Below are 13,687 nucleotides of genomic sequence, written 5' to 3'. Positions count from 1 at the left end.
ATGGTTATCCTTGGTAGAGCATGCGTATCCGCACGTCAGTGTGGGTGCTTATGGTGCGGCCGTGGGGATCGAATGGCGGCCGAACGCGCCGAAGTGGGAACAGGTGGCCGAGGTGCTCAAGAAGCGCATCGCGGACGGCACCTATCCGCCCGACACCCAGCTCCCCTCGCAGCATGAGCTGGTGCGCGAGTTCGAGATCGCCGCGAACACCGCCCAGAAGGTCCTCACCCGGCTCCGGCAGGAGGGCGTGGCCTACTCGGTGCGCGGCGTCGGCACGTTCGTCTCCGCCCAGCAGGACAGCACGCAGAGCGCCGGCGGATAGCCCCGAACGGCAACGCCCCGGGTACGGCACTCGACGAGCGCCGCCCCGGGGCGGGTACACCATCAGCTCTCGGCGAGCAGACTCAGGTACGCCCTGACCTGCTGCGCCTTGTCCTGGCCGATGTTGAGCTCCGTCTTGATGCGACGGACGCCGGGCACCTCGCCCGTCATCACGTCGGCGAGGAACCGGCTCGTCGCCTGCCTGGCGAGGTCCTCGGCGAGCGCCTCGGGTACGTACCCGGGCCCGCCGTCGCCGGCCGATGGCTCGTTCGGGGCGTCCTCGACGCGCTGCTCGTCGCCGGCCTCGACCCGATCGGCCACGGGCGGGAAGTCGCCCTCGGCCGCCCAGTCGTACAGCGGCGTGACGCCGGGCGGAACGACCACCGGTGCGGGCGTGCAGGCCGCCTGCGGGGTGCTCAGCGGCGCGTGGACGGCCGCGAGGCCGTGACCGAAGGCGACGCGGTCACGCTCGACGAGCGAGGCCGCCACGGCGAACGAGCGAGGCGCGAGCCCGGCCACGTACGTCGCGAACATGCGCGCCTCGTCGGCGGTCAGGCTCTCGATGAAGGCCCGGCGGCGGTCGGCGTCCATCACGCCTCCCCCCGCTGCGCCTCGTCGAACGCACGCGCCGCCGCGGCCGGCACCTCACGCAGCAGCCACGCCAGCGCGAACAGCCGCTCGTCCGGCGTCAGGTCGAGCAGACGGGCCCGGAGGGTGGCGCGAGCGTCCTCCACCGTGGCGTGCCCGCCCTCGGCGAGCGCGGCCAGGCCGCCGAGCGCGGCCGTCAGCTCGGCCACCTCCGCCAGGCGCAGCCGGACCGGCGCGCAGTCACCGGTCGCCAGCTCGACGACCGGCCCAGCCTCCCGCACGCCCTGCACGAGGCTCGCCCTCAAGTCCGGCGGCACCGCGCCGGCCGCCAGCTCCACGGGCGGCATCTCGCGCAGCGGCACCGCCCGGTAGCCGCTGTGGTGCTCGCGCTCGTCGGGCATGTCGTCGTCGCGGTGCTCCTCGCGGCACCACGCCGGGCACGGCTCGGTCTGCCAGTACGGCGCGCCGGCCGCGACCGGCCAGCAGCCGACGCAGGCGAACACCTGGCCGCCGTCGAGCGTGGCGACGGGAACGCTGGGGGTGGTCTCGCCGGGGCGGATGTAGTCGCGCCCGCAGACGGCGCACGCCCAGCCGTCGCGCTGCGCGGGGGTCAAGGTGGAGGCGTCCAGAGTGCGGGAGTGGGTGGCGACGCCGGCGGCGACGCCCTTACGGTTCTGCATTGGGTCTTCTTCCTGGTTGTGCAGGGAGGGGATCAAGGGCCGTCCGCGGTGTTGGCGCACTGCGGCGGCCCGCCTTCGTTGTGGCGAGGCCCGGGCCGGAGCCCGGGCCGCTGGGGTCAGCGGCGGGGGTCGGCGACGCCGTTGTTCTCGATGGCGAACTCGACGGCGTCGTCGGTGAGCTCCTCGGCGTCGTAGAGGTCGATGACGAGGTCGTTCATGCCGTCCTGGCGGGCCATCTCCCACAGCTGTTCGATCAGGTCGTAGACCTCGCCGCTGTCCTTCGCGGTGGCGACGATCTTCTCGGTGAGCTGCTCGCGGGTGATGGTGGCCATTTCGTGCTCCCTGTCTGCCTGCCCTCTAAGTAAGTCCCATCTTGCCTTTCGCGAGGTCGAAGATCGATCCTCGCTTGGGCAAGGTGGCCGGAAACAGGCTCACGGTGACGCGCGCGTCGGGCCAGGCGAGCCTGCTGTTGATCAGTGCGGATCTCACGCGACCCCGTGCTTCGCTGATCGCGGTGTCGAGAAGCCCGATGAAGTGCGTTCCGGCGATGCCGGGGCCCACATCGGCCTCGACCTCCACGAGGCGTCCGGTGACACCCACGAGGCCGACGCAATGGGTCCGGGCGACGGGCATCTCAGACCACCCCGCGTTCGTGCCTGAGCGAGAAGTCGCCCGCGAACCGTTCGATCGCGATCACGTCGACCCGTATGGTGTCGAAACGCTCCGTGTGCATGGTCAGCCATTTGACGGCCAGCGTCCGGAGGCGCTGCAGCTTCTCAGCGGTCACCGCCTCGAAGGCGGTGCCATGGCTTCGCCCGGAGCGGGTCTTCACCTCCACGATCACCAGCGCGTCGCCGTCACGGGCGACGATGTCGATCTCGCCCTCCGCGCAGCGCCAGTTGCGGTCGAGTATGCGCATGCCCTTCGCCGTCAGAAAGGTCACGGCGAGTTGTTCACCCTGTCTGCCCAGCCGATCTTTCGCCGCCATGGGACCACCTCCGCCGCAGACATTCGCCGAAGCGGCCCCCGGCCCAAGCCACCGAACCTCGTTCTGTGGATAAGCCGCCTCGCGATCGTGGCTGTGGAAGAACGGAAGAAATCGCAGGTGGGCCCGGTGGGGGGTGCGGACCCTGCTGCCGCGGCCTGACACCAGCCGAACTCCCAGCGAGGCTCCTCGACGGCCGGGCGGAGCGGCGCGTGCCGACTCGCGGGCACCAACCCCACCGGCACGCGGGCGCCGCGCACGCCGGTCTGGCCTACGTACCGGACTCATACCGCATAGCGGCAGGAGGCCGGTGGATAGCATGCGGATCGTGGGAGCGGGCGAAGAGCGGGGAGCCGGGGAGTTCGACGTCGTCCTCGATCAGTTCGAACGGCATCTGCGGCTCGAACGGGACCTGTCGCCGCACACGCTCAGGGCCTATCTCGGCGACGTTTCCTCGCTGTTCGCGCACATGAAGGCCGCCGGGCACGCCGACGTGTCCGCTCTTGACGTCGTCGTCCTGCGCGACTGGCTGGGAGACCAGCACCAGGCCGGACGGTCGAGGGCGACGCTGGCCCGCCGGTCGGCCTGCGCCCGGGTCTTCACCGCGTTCTGCCATCGGCGGGGATGGCTGGCGAGCGACCCCGGGCTGCTCCTCGGCACGGCGAAGGCCGAACGCCGGCTGCCGAAGGTGCTGGACCAGGCCGAGGCCGAGGCCGTCCTGTCCACGCAGGGGCTGGGCGACGCCAGGGACCTGCGCGATCGGGCGATGCTGGAGCTGCTGTACGCGACCGGCATGCGGGTGAGCGAGTTGTGCGGCCTCGACGTGGACGACGTGGACCGGGACCGCCGGACGGTCCGCGTGCTGGGCAAGGGACGCAAGGAGCGGACCGTGCCCTTCGGGTTGCCCGCCCTGCACGCCCTGGACGCGTGGTGCGTGCGGGGCAGGCCCCTGTGGATTCGCGAAGGTAGCGGCCCCGCGCTCTTCCTCGGCGTCCGAGGAGGCCGGATCGACCAGGGCACCGTCCGGCGTGTCGTGCACGCCCACCTGGCCCAGGTCGAGGGAGCCCCCGACATGGGCCCGCACGGGCTGCGCCACACCGCCGCCACCCACCTCCTCGAAGGCGGGGCCGACCTGCGATCCGTGCAGGAGATGCTCGGGCACGCATCCCTGGCCACCACACAGATCTACACGCACGTGTCCATCGAGCGGCTGCGGACCGCCTATCGCCAGGCCCATCCCCGCGCCTGAGCACAGCACCCAAGCACAGTGCCCGAGCACAGCCCTTGAGCAGCGCGCCTGGGCACAGCACTCGATCACGCGCCCCCGGCCCGGGCTGCCACGGGCCTCCCGGTCGTCGCGACGCCCGGCGGGCTGCTCAGCCGACGGGCCAGCGGGGCAGGAGACGGACCTGCCCCCGGCCGAACAGCAGGAGCGGGTCCAGGTAGAGACGGCCGCGCAGGAGCCCCCAGTGCAGGCAGGGAGCAGTGCAGTGAGCGGCGGCGTTCTCCTCGACGACGCCGATGACCTGACCTGCCGTGACGGCCTCACCAGGCCTGACCAAGGCTCGGACGGGCAGATAGGTGGTCCGCAGGCCGTCGGAGTGCGAGATCGTCACGACCCCGCGGCCTGCGACCCGCTCCGCCAGACCGACGATTCCCGGTCCGGCGGCCACGACCTTGTCTCCGGGCCGCGCGGCCAGGTCCACACCACGGTGACCGGCCAGCCACCGCTGCGGGGGCGGATCGAAGCGCCTCGTCGGACGTGCGGGCCCGGAAAGCGGCCAGCGCCAGCCGGACGCCTCCCCAGGAGGCCCCATCGGGTCCGGCGGAACCGTCCCCACCGGCCGCCCGGCCCCAGAAGAGCGGACGGCCACCCCTGGCGGCCCCATCGACCCCAGCACGTCCGGCGCGACCGCCCCCACCGGTTGCGCGGCCCCAGCAGGTCGGACGGCCACCCCAGAGCGGGCCGTCCCGCCGGAACCAGGGCGGGCCCTCCCGGCAGAAGCAGAGAGGGTCGTCCACAGCGGCACGGCGGCCTGGGCCTGGTCCGGCGATCCGCCTGCCGGCCCGTTGGATCGAGCCGGTCCGGCCGTTCCAGCGCCCGCGGATCGCGATGCCCTCCTCGGCGATGCGTCCGCAGACCTGGGCGCCCCGGCCGGCAGCGGATCCGTGGGCGGGGGCGCACTCGCCGACGCGACCGCGTACGGCCCCGTGGACGGTTCCGGGGAGCCTTTGGCGGCTACGGGCCGGACGGCGCCGGACAACCGATCGGAAGCCGCGGTCAGCAGCGCCAGGACGAGCACGTACGCGACGAGACGCATGCCACGACGATGCACCCCTGAAGCTCACGCCGAGCGGCCGAACGTCGTTCTGTGGACAGACCGCGCACGATCAGCTCGAGAAGCCCTCCTTGGGCATCTCGAGGTCGGGCTTGGCCAGTTCCTCGATGTTGACGTCCTTGAAGGTCACCACCCGCACGTTCTTCACGAAGCGGGCCGGGCGATACATGTCCCAGACCCAGGCGTCCTGCATCTTCACGTCGAAGAAGACATCGCCGTTCTCCGCGGTGCGGACGTCGAGATCGACGGAGTTGGTGAGATAGAAGCGCCGCTCGGTCTCGACCACGTACGTGAACAGGCCGACCACATCGCGGTACTCCCGGTAGAGCTGCAGCTCCATCTCGGTCTCGTACTTTTCGAGATCTTCCGCGCTCATCCCGGTCCTCCTCTTCCACTCCCCGTCGGGAACCCACCGTCGAGGCCGACCTGTTCAGACGACACCGGTCTTAACCTCATTCTCGCGCATGTCCTCATCCTGCCCCGTCCACAGGCCCCCGGCCGGGATCCTTGTCCCACGAGTCACCCTGGCCACCGTCACGAACGAGAACCGATGGTGAGGGCACGGCCCATGCCGCGCCAGCGCCCGCCGATGTCCGGGCGTCACGTAGCCCTTGTGCAGGGCGAAGCCGTACTGCGGATAAACCTCGTCGAGACCGTGCATCAGCCGGTCCCTCGTCACCTTCGCCACGATCGAGGCCGCCGCCACGCACGCGGCGACCTGGTCGCCCTTCCACACCGCCAGCGACGGCGCGGGCAGCCCCGCCACCGGGAAGCCGTCCACGAGGACGTAGCCGGGATCGATCCCCAGCCCGGCCACGGCCCGCCGCATCCCCGCGATGTTGCACTTGTGCAGGCCGCGCGAGTCGATCTCCTCCGGTGGGATCACGACCACGCTCACGGCCCGGGCGGTCGCCGTGATCCGCTCGTAGAGGCGCTCGCGCACGGCCTCGGTCAGGAGCTTGGAGTCGCTCAGCCCGTCGATCTCCCGCCCCAGCACGACCGCGGCGACGACCAGCGGCCCGGCGCAGGCGCCGCGACCGGCCTCGTCCACCCCGGCGACCGGCGTGAACCCCCGCCGGGCCAGGGCCCGCTCATAGCCGTAGAGTCCGGAGTCCCGTCGTACGACGCTCGGGCGCGGGCGATAGGCAGCTGTCATGACGACAAGCAGATTACGCCCCATTCGGGACCGGCGATACGGCCGAAACCACCACCGACGGCAAAGCCGCAGGTGAGATCAGCGTACGGCGGAGAAAGTGCCGGGCCGGGAGAGGATCGAGATCCGGTTCAGCGGCCAGTAGCGCAGGAACGCCCGCCCGGTGACATCGTCTTCGGAGATCGTGCCCTGGTGCCCGTCGTCGGTGTAGAAGCGCGAGTCCGCCGAGTTGTTCCGGTGGTCGCCCATCAGCCACAGCCGCCCCTTGGGGACCGTTATGTCGAACTCACGGTCGGAGGGCTTGGCCCCGGGATAGAGGTACTTGTCCTCGTCCAGCGGCGTCCCGTTCACGGTGATGCGCTGCTTGGCGTCGCAGCACTTCACGTGGTCGCCGCCCACCCCGATCACCCGCTTGATCGTGTCCTCGCCGTTCCATCCCTTGAAGACCACGATGTCGCCGCGCTCCACCGGCCCGAACTTGTACGCGAGCTTGTTGACCACCACGTAGTCGTTGACCAGGAGCGTGTTCTGCATCGACTCCGACGGGATCCAGAACGACTGCAGCAGGAAGGTGTGCACCAGCAGGGCGACGACGACCCCGCCGAGCACGTACGCGAGGGTCTCGAGAAGGCCGGAGCGCTTCTTCTTCGCGGCCCGGTCCTTCTTCCCCGCGGCGGCCCCCTCGTTCTCCTCCGCCTCGCCCGTCGCCGCCGGCTCCGCCGATTCCTTCGGTTTCGCCGGCTCTCCCGGGGCGCGGTCCGCGGACCCGGCCGGCTCCGCGGTGTCTAAGCGACTCTCGTCGGACTCTCCCACGGCTGGTTCCTCCGGCTCTGTCACGTCCTACGTCGCCTCACCAGCCGGCGGCGCAGGGCCACCAGCGGCACGGCTCCCGCGAAGCCCGCGACGAACGGCGCGGACCCGAGGGCCACCTGGAGCGCCGGCTGCGCGAACGTCTCCGGAATCGGCAGGATCTTGGCCCGGTTGAACGGCCAGACGATGACGAACGCGCGGCCGATCACCTTGTCGGCCGGAATGGTGCCGCCGCCCGGGTCGCCCATGTGCAAGCGGGAGTCCCAGGACACCGAGCGGTGGTCGCCCATCACCCACAGGCGGTCCGGCGGGACGGTGACCTCGAACTCGCGCCCGGACGGCTCGTCGCCGGGATAGAGGTACGACTTCTCGTTCAGCGGCACGCCGTTCACCGTGACCCGGCCCTGCGCGTCGCAGCACTTGACCTTGTCGCCCGGAACGCCGATGACCCGCTTGATGTAGTCCTTCTCCCCCGGCACGACGCCGAACGCGGTGCCGAGCCAGCGAAGCGCGGCCGAGATGGGGTTGGACGGCTCTTCGAGCTTCACCTCGGGGTCCCAGGAGTCCACACCGGAGAACACCACGATGTCGCCGCGCTCGATGTCGCGTACGTGGTAGACCAGCTTGTTCACCAGCACCCGGTCGTTGATGAGGAGCGTGTCCTCCATCGACTCGGACGGGATGTAGAACGCCTGGACCACGAAAGACTTGATCAGCAGGGCAAGGGCGAGGGCGACCACGATCAGGACGGGCAACTCCCGCCAGAACGAGCCTTTCTTCTTCCCGTCCTCGGCGTTCTGCTTGACGTCTTCGGCGACCACGTCCACCCCGTCCTCGGCAGGGCTGCGCGTGCCCGGCCCCTGTCCCTCGCTAGTCATCGCTGCTGAGCCTAGATGATGTCCGCGACGGCGGGCGCCGGGGACACCGCATCACCGGCAAAAAGAAAGTGGCCCGCGCCTGGGGCGCGGACCACGATCTCCAAAGCCTTACTTGGCGGCCGGCTGCGCCTCGCGCTTCTCGCGGATGCGGGCGGCCTTTCCGCGCAGGTCACGCATGTAGTACAGCTTGGCCCGGCGGACGTCACCGCGGGTCACGACGGTGATCTTCTCGATCACGGGGCTGTGAACCGGGAAGGTGCGCTCGACGCCGACGCCGTAGCTGACCTTGCGGACCGTGAACGTCTCACGGATGCCACCGCCCTGGCGGCGCAGGACGAAGCCCTTGAACACCTGGATGCGGGACCGGTTGCCCTCGACGACGCGGACGTGGACCTCCAGCGTGTCACCCGGGCGGAAGGCCGGTACGTCGCTGCGAAGGGCAGCCTTCTCGATCTCCTGGATCTGCGTGTGCATGGCGGCGGTTCCTCATTGACATGGGCACGCGGAGGTCCACCCGGCCGGCCCGAGGGCGCGGCGACGAGGGGGACACGCGTGCTTGGCTTGATACGTCTTGTCTGCCGTGTTCGGCCGGGCGCACCCGGCCATGCAGAAGTAGGCAGCAGCGATTCAGTCTGCCATATCTTCCGGCTCCGCGCGAAACGCGGTGCGAACTCCGGTGGGAGACGCGCTTTGGGAGGCGGCCGAACGGCGCTCATCAAGGCGTTCCTCGAACTCCTCGATGACGCGCCGGTCGTGCTTGTCGAGGCCGTCACGGTCGAGCCGGGCGACCAGTTCCGGCCTGCGGTCCAGCGTACGGCGCAGCGCCTCGTCGCGCCGCCAGCGGGCGATCCTGCCGTGGTGTCCCGACAGCAGGACCTCGGGCACCTCGTGCCCCCGCCACACGGGCGGCTTGGTGTAGACGGGGCCTTCCAGCAGGTTGGCCATGGCCCCCGGGGCGAAGGAGTCGTCGGCGACGGAGCGCGCGTTGCCGAGGACGCCCGGCAGCAGCCTCCCCACGGCCTCGACCATCACCAGGACGGCCGCCTCTCCCCCGGCTAAGACGTAGTCGCCGATGCTCACCTCGTCGGCGCGCAGCCGCTCGCCGTACTCGGCGACGACACGGGAGTCGATGCCCTCGTAGCGCGCCGGGGCGAACAGCAGCCACGGCTCCCCGGCGTACTCCAGCGCCACTTCCTGGGTGAACGGCCGGCCGCTCGGTGTGGGGACGATCAGCCGGGGCAGCGCGTCCGCCCCGAGGGCGGCGCGTCCGCCGTCGATCACCGCGTCGACGGCCTCGCCCCAGACCTCCGGCTTCATCACCATGCCGGGGCCGCCGCCGTACGGCGTGTCGTCCACGGTCTTGTGGACGTCGTGCGTCCAGTCGCGGAGCTGGTGGAGATGGATGTCGAGGATGCCGCGCTCGCGGGCCTTGCCCATGAGGGAGACGTCGAGCGGGGCGAAATACTCGGGGAAGATCGAGATGATGTCGACGCGCATCGGCGGCCCCCTACTCGGCCTCGACGTCGAGCAGGCCGGGCGGTGCGTCGACGACGAGGATCCCCTTGCCGAGGTCGATCTCGGGCACGAGCGCCTTGACGAACGGCACGTACGCCTCGTCGCGGGAGGGACGGGCCACCACCAGCAGGTCCTGTCCGTGGTGGAGGACGTCGCTGACCTCGCCGACCCGTTCCCCCTCGGTGGTGACCACCGTCAGGCCGATCAGCTCGTGGTCGTGGAACTCGTCGGGGTCCTCGATCGGCGGCAGGTCCGCGGAGTCCACGACGAGCAGCGTGCCGCGCAGCGCCTCCGCGGCGTCCCTGCCCTCCACTCCGGCCAGGGTCAGCAGCAGGATGCCCTTGTGCCACCGGGCCCGCTCCACCGTCAGCGGACCGGCCGAGGCCGGGTCGGTGGCCAGCGTCGCACCCGGAGCGAAGCGCAGGTCGGGCTCGTCGGTGCGCACCTCGACCGTGACCTCGCCCCGCACGCCGTGCGGGCGGCCGATCCTGCCCACGACTAGCTGCACTTGTCGCCTACCTCCGCTACCGCTTCCACGCGACTGCCACGTCTGTCACTGCGAACCGCCCGGGACGGACCGGTTCGAACCCGGAAAACACGCCGGGGGACCCCGATGCGGGGCCCCCCGGACGCGTCGTTCGGCTCAGCGCGCCTCTTCCAGGTCGACCAGGTCGATCCGCACGTACTTGCCGTTCGACAACGCGTTGAGCACGGTGCGCAACGCCTTCGCCGTACGGCCGCCACGGCCGATGACCTTGCCGAGGTCGTCGGGGTGCACCCGGACCTCGAGAACGCGCCCGGTGCGGATGCGCCGCGCGCGGACCCGGACATCATCCGGATGTTCGACGATGCCCTTGACCAGGTGCTCGAGGGCCTCCTCGAGCACCTCAGGCCTCGCCTTCCGGCTTCTCCTCCGCGGCCGGGGCCTCGGCGGTCTCTTCGGCCTTCACGGTCTTCCTGGCCTTCTTCGGCGTGGTGGCGGCGGCGCCGGTGTCACCCGAGAGCGACTCCTTGGCGGCGGCCTCGTACGCCGCGTGCCGGTCCGGCTTGGGCTCGGCGACCAGGAGCGGCGTGGCGGGGGCGGGCTCGCCCTTGAACTTCTGCCAGTCGCCGGTCAGCTTGAAGATCTTCAGGACCGGGTCGGTCGGCTGCGCGCCGACGCCCAGCCAGTACTGCACCCGCTCGGAGTTCACCTCGATGCGCGAGGGGTTCTCCTTCGGGTGGTAGAGGCCGATCTCCTCGATGGCACGGCCGTCCCGCTTGCTCCGGGCGTCGGCGACGACGATGCGGTACTGCGGGTTGCGGATCATGCCGAGCCGCTTGAGCTTGATCTTGACTGCCACGGGTGTGGTCTCTCCTGCATTAGAGCGTGGGTGAGCGGTGTCTCATCGAGTGGGGCACGATGGGAGCCCGCCCGAGGGACAGGCGCGACCGGCGGGGGTGAGAGGGCACCCGCCTGGCCACGATGTTCCAGCCTGACATTCTGCCAGATGATTCCCCATGCTCCGCAAAGGACGGTTCCATCGCCGCCCTGATTTCGGCACGGATGTGCCCATGCCTCCGGAACGGGCCCGCGAACTGATCGCGTGCACACGCCGTCCAATGGTCATGCGAATCACGAACACCACCCTCACGGCCGGAGCGGCGGCCCTCGCCCTGCTGGCCGCCGGCTGCGGCACGGGCACGACGCCCTCGGCCGCCGCCGCTCCCCCTGCCAGGGCCACGACCACCACCACGACCACCACCACGACCCAGCACACGACAACGGCGGCCGCCGCGGACGCGGGCCGGGCCACCGCCGCGAGCGCCATGTCCGCCCGGTACGGCTCCGCGGCGCAAAGCGCCGGCACACGGACCCCGGCCACACGGACCACGGCCGCACGGACCACGGGCGCCGCCCCCGCGCGGTGCCGTACGACCGGTTTGCGGGCCCGTGTGGGCCGGCAGGACGCGGGGGCGGGCAACCGCTACGCCCCGCTCGTGCTGACCAACACGTCGGGCAAGACCTGCTGGGTGTACGGCTTCGTCGGGCTCGTCCTGATCGACGGCCGGGGGGACGCGCTGCGTACGCGCACCCGCCGCGAGAGCGTCACCCCGCACCGGGTCACGCTGCGTCCCGGGGCGAGCGCCCACGCCCGGCTCCACTGGACCGTGGTGCCGACCGGGCACGAGACCCGCTGCCCATCCTCGGCCCGGCTGATGATCATCCCGCCGGACGAGGTGGCACACCTGGAGGTCCCGTTCAAGGCGACGGTGTGCGACGACGGCAGGATCGACGCCAGGCCGATGGCCCCGGGCACGAGCCTCTGACACGACGACAGCGGCCCCGGCACAAAGCAGGGCGAGCCGCCGCGGACGCCGCGTCATTCCTGTGAACGCCGCGCGGCCTCTCCGGACGCCACCGCTGTGGACGCCGCACGCGAACCTCCGCGGACGCCGCGTCATTCCTGTGAACGCCGCGCGGCCTCTCCGGACGCCACCGCTGTGGACGCCGCACGCGAACCTCCGCGGACACCCCGTGAACAGCGAGGAGGCCGCACACGAGCCCTGACCGCGCCGCGGCCCGCCGGGAAACCGGCGGGCGGGCGGGTCAGTTCTGGCCGGGCAGCTTCAGCTTCGACGGGTCGAAGCCGGGCGGCAGTTCCAGACCGGGGGGCAGCTGGCCGCCGCCGAGGTTGCCGAGCAGGCCCTTGGGCAGCTTCGGGGCGTCCGAGGACGACGCGTTCGCACCGGCCTTGCCGAGCGCGGCCTTGCGCGGGTCGCCGCTGACACGACGGCCCTTCTTGGGCTTCTGCGCCTTCTGCTTGCGGCCGCCGGGCATGCCCGGGATGCCCATGCCCTGGGTCATCCGCTTCATCATCTTCTGCGCCTCGAAGAAGCGGACCACCAGGTTGTTCACCTCGGTGACCGTGACGCCCGAGCCCTTGGCGATGCGCGCCCGGCGCGAGCCGTTGATGATCTTCGGGTCCTGGCGCTCGCCGGGCGTCATGGAACGGATGATCGCCGCGATGCGGTCGAGGTCGCGGTCGTCGACCTGGTTGAGCTGGTCGCGCATCTGCCCCATGCCGGGCATCATGCCGAGCAGGTTCTTGATGGGCCCCATGCGGCGCACCATCATCATCTGCTCGAGGAAGTCCTCCAGCGTGAAGCCGTCGCCGGAGACGAGCTTGCCCGCCATCTTGGCGGCTTCCTGCTCGTCGAACGTCTTCTGCGCCTGCTCGATCAGGGTGAGGATGTCACCCATGTCGAGGATCCGGCCCGCCATGCGGTCGGGGTGGAAGGCGTCGAAGTCCTCGAGCTTCTCACCGGTGCTGGCGAACATGATCGGCCGGCCGGTGACGTGCCGCACCGAAAGGGCGGCGCCACCCCGGGCGTCGCCGTCGAGCTTGGTCAGCACCACGCCGTCGAAGCCGACGCCGTCCATGAACGCGCTGGCCGTGCTGACCGCGTCCTGACCGATCATCGCGTCGAGGACGAACAGGACCTCGTCCGGCGTGACCGCGTCGCGGATGTCGGCGGCCTGCTTCATCAGCTCCTGGTCGATGCCGAGGCGGCCGGCGGTGTCGACGATGACCACGTCGTGCTGCTGGCGGCGTGCGTGGTCCACCGACTGCCGCGCCACCGCGACCGGGTCGCCCACGCCGTTGCCCGGCTCGGGGGCGTACACAGCGACACCGGCCCGCTCGGCCATGACGGCGAGCTGCTGCACCGCGTTGGGCCGCTGGAGGTCACAGGCGACGAGCAGGGGAGCGTGCCCCTGGTCGCGCAGCCACTTGGCGAGCTTGCCGGCCAGGGTCGTCTTGCCGGAGCCCTGGAGACCGGCCAGCATGATCACGGTCGGTGGGGTCTTGGCGTAGCGCAGCCGCCGCGTCTCGCCGCCCAGCACCTCGATGAGCTCGTCGTTGACGATCTTCACGACCTGCTGCGCGGGGTTGAGCGCCTGGGAGACCTCGGCGCCGCGGGCCCGCTCCTTGACCCGGGCCACGAAATCCTTCACGACCGGCAGCGCGACGTCCGCCTCGAGCAGCGCGATGCGGATCTCGCGGCAGGTCGCGTCGATGTCGGCGTCGGAAAGCCTGCCTTTGGACCGTAGGGAGGAGAAGACCGAAGTCAGCCGGTCGGAAAGCGTCTCGAACACGTGTTTGGCCAGCCTCGAAGCGAGTGGACGGGTCGGTGAACCATCAGTCTCCCCAGACTATCCGCCCGCGCGCCCTTCACGCCCGTGCCGCCGGGGCGAGATCGCCGGTCCGGCCCGTTTCCGGGTCTCACCGGAACGCGCTCACATGGGATGACAGCGCGTGTTCGACCAGCGTGATGAGGGTGCTCTTGACCGATTCGCGGTCACGGGCGTCAGTGCGGACGATCGGAACCTGGGGTGACAACGTGAGGGCTTCGCGCAGTTCCTCCTCCCCGTGGGT

The 13,687-nt window shown here is 70.9% G+C and carries 19 protein-coding genes and 1 pseudogene; 3 read left to right on the top strand and 17 right to left on the bottom strand.

What is annotated here, in order from left to right; all coding sequences use genetic code 11:
• Positions 1-61 precede the first annotated feature (61 nt).
• The gene (locus HCK04_RS28415) at positions 62-322 is read left to right on the top strand and encodes a winged helix-turn-helix domain-containing protein (RefSeq protein ID WP_205830814.1); all 261 of its coding nucleotides are present in this window, start codon (positions 62-64) and stop codon (positions 320-322) included.
• Between the two features lie 62 nt (positions 323-384).
• On the opposite strand, the gene HCK04_RS28410 is transcribed toward HCK04_RS28415, so the two are convergent.
• The 5 genes from HCK04_RS28410 to HCK04_RS28390 all read right to left on the bottom strand — a co-directional run bounded on the left by HCK04_RS28410 (position 385) and on the right by HCK04_RS28390 (position 2,577).
• Positions 385-912: a hypothetical protein gene (locus tag HCK04_RS28410; RefSeq protein WP_142650455.1), complete on the bottom strand. Its 528-nt coding sequence runs from the start codon at positions 910-912 to the stop codon at positions 385-387.
• Entirely contained in the window at positions 912-1,589 is a 678-nt protein-coding gene (locus HCK04_RS41430) for a hypothetical protein (RefSeq protein ID WP_185949051.1), read from the bottom strand. Before HCK04_RS41430 ends, HCK04_RS28410 begins: the two co-directional genes overlap by 1 nt.
• A 116-nt stretch (positions 1,590-1,705) precedes the next feature.
• On the bottom strand, positions 1,706-1,921 hold the full coding sequence (locus tag HCK04_RS28400) for a hypothetical protein (RefSeq protein ID WP_142650454.1): 216 nt from the start codon (positions 1,919-1,921) through the stop codon (positions 1,706-1,708).
• A 25-nt stretch (positions 1,922-1,946) separates the two neighbouring features.
• Positions 1,947-2,222: a magnesium chelatase domain-containing protein gene (locus HCK04_RS28395; RefSeq protein WP_205830813.1), complete on the bottom strand. Its 276-nt coding sequence runs from the start codon at positions 2,220-2,222 to the stop codon at positions 1,947-1,949.
• 1 nt (position 2,223) lies between these two features.
• On the bottom strand, positions 2,224-2,577 hold the full coding sequence (locus HCK04_RS28390; protein WP_142650453.1) for a YraN family protein: 354 nt from the start codon (positions 2,575-2,577) through the stop codon (positions 2,224-2,226).
• A gap of 325 nt (positions 2,578-2,902) precedes the next feature.
• On the opposite strand from HCK04_RS28390, the gene HCK04_RS28385 reads away from it, so the two are divergent.
• On the top strand, positions 2,903-3,823 hold the full coding sequence (locus HCK04_RS28385; RefSeq protein ID WP_260617436.1) for a tyrosine recombinase XerC: 921 nt from the start codon (positions 2,903-2,905) through the stop codon (positions 3,821-3,823).
• 127 nt (positions 3,824-3,950) lie between these two features.
• Here the strand turns inward: HCK04_RS28385 and HCK04_RS28380 are convergent, their stop codons facing one another.
• From HCK04_RS28380 to rpsP, 10 genes are all read right to left on the bottom strand, one after another.
• Positions 3,951-4,391 (bottom strand): M23 family metallopeptidase, encoded by a 441-nt coding sequence (locus HCK04_RS28380; protein WP_240971895.1) that lies wholly within the window; start codon positions 4,389-4,391, stop codon positions 3,951-3,953.
• Between the two features lie 574 nt (positions 4,392-4,965).
• Positions 4,966-5,289 (bottom strand): DUF2469 domain-containing protein, encoded by a 324-nt coding sequence (locus HCK04_RS28375; protein WP_036327164.1) that lies wholly within the window; start codon positions 5,287-5,289, stop codon positions 4,966-4,968.
• Between the two features lie 54 nt (positions 5,290-5,343).
• Positions 5,344-6,069, bottom strand: a complete 726-nt coding sequence (locus HCK04_RS28370) for a ribonuclease HII (protein WP_142650452.1) — start codon at positions 6,067-6,069, stop codon at positions 5,344-5,346.
• Positions 6,070-6,147: 78 nt separating this feature from the next.
• Entirely contained in the window at positions 6,148-6,879 is a 732-nt protein-coding gene (gene lepB, locus HCK04_RS28365) for a signal peptidase I (protein ID WP_142650451.1), read from the bottom strand.
• Between the two features lie 20 nt (positions 6,880-6,899).
• Positions 6,900-7,754: a signal peptidase I gene (lepB, locus tag HCK04_RS28360; RefSeq protein WP_142650450.1), complete on the bottom strand. Its 855-nt coding sequence runs from the start codon at positions 7,752-7,754 to the stop codon at positions 6,900-6,902.
• A gap of 108 nt (positions 7,755-7,862) precedes the next feature.
• The gene (gene rplS / locus HCK04_RS28355; RefSeq protein ID WP_030511727.1) at positions 7,863-8,228 is read right to left on the bottom strand and encodes a 50S ribosomal protein L19; all 366 of its coding nucleotides are present in this window, start codon (positions 8,226-8,228) and stop codon (positions 7,863-7,865) included.
• Positions 8,229-8,381: 153 nt separating this feature from the next.
• Positions 8,382-9,251 (bottom strand): tRNA (guanosine(37)-N1)-methyltransferase TrmD, encoded by an 870-nt coding sequence (gene trmD / locus HCK04_RS28350; protein ID WP_142650449.1) that lies wholly within the window; start codon positions 9,249-9,251, stop codon positions 8,382-8,384.
• A 10-nt stretch (positions 9,252-9,261) separates the two neighbouring features.
• The gene (gene rimM, locus HCK04_RS28345; RefSeq protein WP_142650448.1) at positions 9,262-9,777 is read right to left on the bottom strand and encodes a ribosome maturation factor RimM; all 516 of its coding nucleotides are present in this window, start codon (positions 9,775-9,777) and stop codon (positions 9,262-9,264) included.
• A gap of 135 nt (positions 9,778-9,912) precedes the next feature.
• Positions 9,913-10,155, bottom strand: a complete 243-nt coding sequence (locus tag HCK04_RS28340; protein WP_030511730.1) for an RNA-binding protein — start codon at positions 10,153-10,155, stop codon at positions 9,913-9,915.
• Position 10,156: 1 nt separating this feature from the next.
• The gene (gene rpsP, locus HCK04_RS28335; protein WP_142650447.1) at positions 10,157-10,612 is read right to left on the bottom strand and encodes a 30S ribosomal protein S16; all 456 of its coding nucleotides are present in this window, start codon (positions 10,610-10,612) and stop codon (positions 10,157-10,159) included.
• Between the two features lie 265 nt (positions 10,613-10,877).
• On the opposite strand from rpsP, the gene HCK04_RS28330 reads away from it, so the two are divergent.
• Positions 10,878-11,579 carry a DUF4232 domain-containing protein gene (locus HCK04_RS28330; protein WP_142650446.1) on the top strand — a complete coding sequence of 234 codons (702 nt, stop codon included), beginning with the start codon at positions 10,878-10,880 and terminating at the stop codon, positions 11,577-11,579.
• 280 nt (positions 11,580-11,859) lie between these two features.
• Here the strand turns inward: HCK04_RS28330 and ffh are convergent, their stop codons facing one another.
• Both ffh and HCK04_RS42810 read right to left on the bottom strand, forming a co-directional pair.
• Positions 11,860-13,407: a signal recognition particle protein gene (gene ffh / locus HCK04_RS28325; protein WP_142650445.1), complete on the bottom strand. Its 1,548-nt coding sequence runs from the start codon at positions 13,405-13,407 to the stop codon at positions 11,860-11,862.
• Positions 13,408-13,534: 127 nt separating this feature from the next.
• Positions 13,535-13,687: pseudogene (locus tag HCK04_RS42810) on the bottom strand (ATP-binding protein); the annotation flags it as partial.

Source organism: Microbispora sp. CL1-1 (assembly GCF_012034195.1).
In the GTDB taxonomy this organism is placed as follows: Bacteria; Actinomycetota; Actinomycetes; order Streptosporangiales; family Streptosporangiaceae; genus Microbispora.
Note: the sequence above shows the minus strand (reverse complement) of the source record. Positions and strands in the feature narration are given on the sequence as shown.

What these genes read in the sequence shown, in the direction of transcription:
- HCK04_RS28410 (WP_142650455.1), bottom strand. Translation starts at nt 912, where the DNA reads ATGGACGCCGACCGCCGCCGGGCCTTCATCGAGAGCCTGACCGCCGAC.
- HCK04_RS41430 (WP_185949051.1), bottom strand. Translation starts at nt 1,589, where the DNA reads ATGCAGAACCGTAAGGGCGTCGCCGCCGGCGTCGCCACCCACTCCCGC.
- HCK04_RS28400 (WP_142650454.1), bottom strand. Translation starts at nt 1,921, where the DNA reads ATGGCCACCATCACCCGCGAGCAGCTCACCGAGAAGATCGTCGCCACC.
- HCK04_RS28395 (WP_205830813.1), bottom strand. Translation starts at nt 2,222, where the DNA reads ATGCCCGTCGCCCGGACCCATTGCGTCGGCCTCGTGGGTGTCACCGGA.
- HCK04_RS28390 (WP_142650453.1), bottom strand. Translation starts at nt 2,577, where the DNA reads ATGGCGGCGAAAGATCGGCTGGGCAGACAGGGTGAACAACTCGCCGTG.
- HCK04_RS28380 (WP_240971895.1), bottom strand. Translation starts at nt 4,391, where the DNA reads ATGGGGCCTCCTGGGGAGGCGTCCGGCTGGCGCTGGCCGCTTTCCGGG.
- HCK04_RS28375 (WP_036327164.1), bottom strand. Translation starts at nt 5,289, where the DNA reads ATGAGCGCGGAAGATCTCGAAAAGTACGAGACCGAGATGGAGCTGCAG.
- HCK04_RS28370 (WP_142650452.1), bottom strand. Translation starts at nt 6,069, where the DNA reads ATGACAGCTGCCTATCGCCCGCGCCCGAGCGTCGTACGACGGGACTCC.
- lepB (WP_142650450.1), bottom strand. Translation starts at nt 7,754, where the DNA reads ATGACTAGCGAGGGACAGGGGCCGGGCACGCGCAGCCCTGCCGAGGAC.
- rplS (WP_030511727.1), bottom strand. Translation starts at nt 8,228, where the DNA reads ATGCACACGCAGATCCAGGAGATCGAGAAGGCTGCCCTTCGCAGCGAC.
- trmD (WP_142650449.1), bottom strand. Translation starts at nt 9,251, where the DNA reads ATGCGCGTCGACATCATCTCGATCTTCCCCGAGTATTTCGCCCCGCTC.
- HCK04_RS28330 (WP_142650446.1), top strand. Translation starts at nt 10,878, where the DNA reads ATGCGAATCACGAACACCACCCTCACGGCCGGAGCGGCGGCCCTCGCC.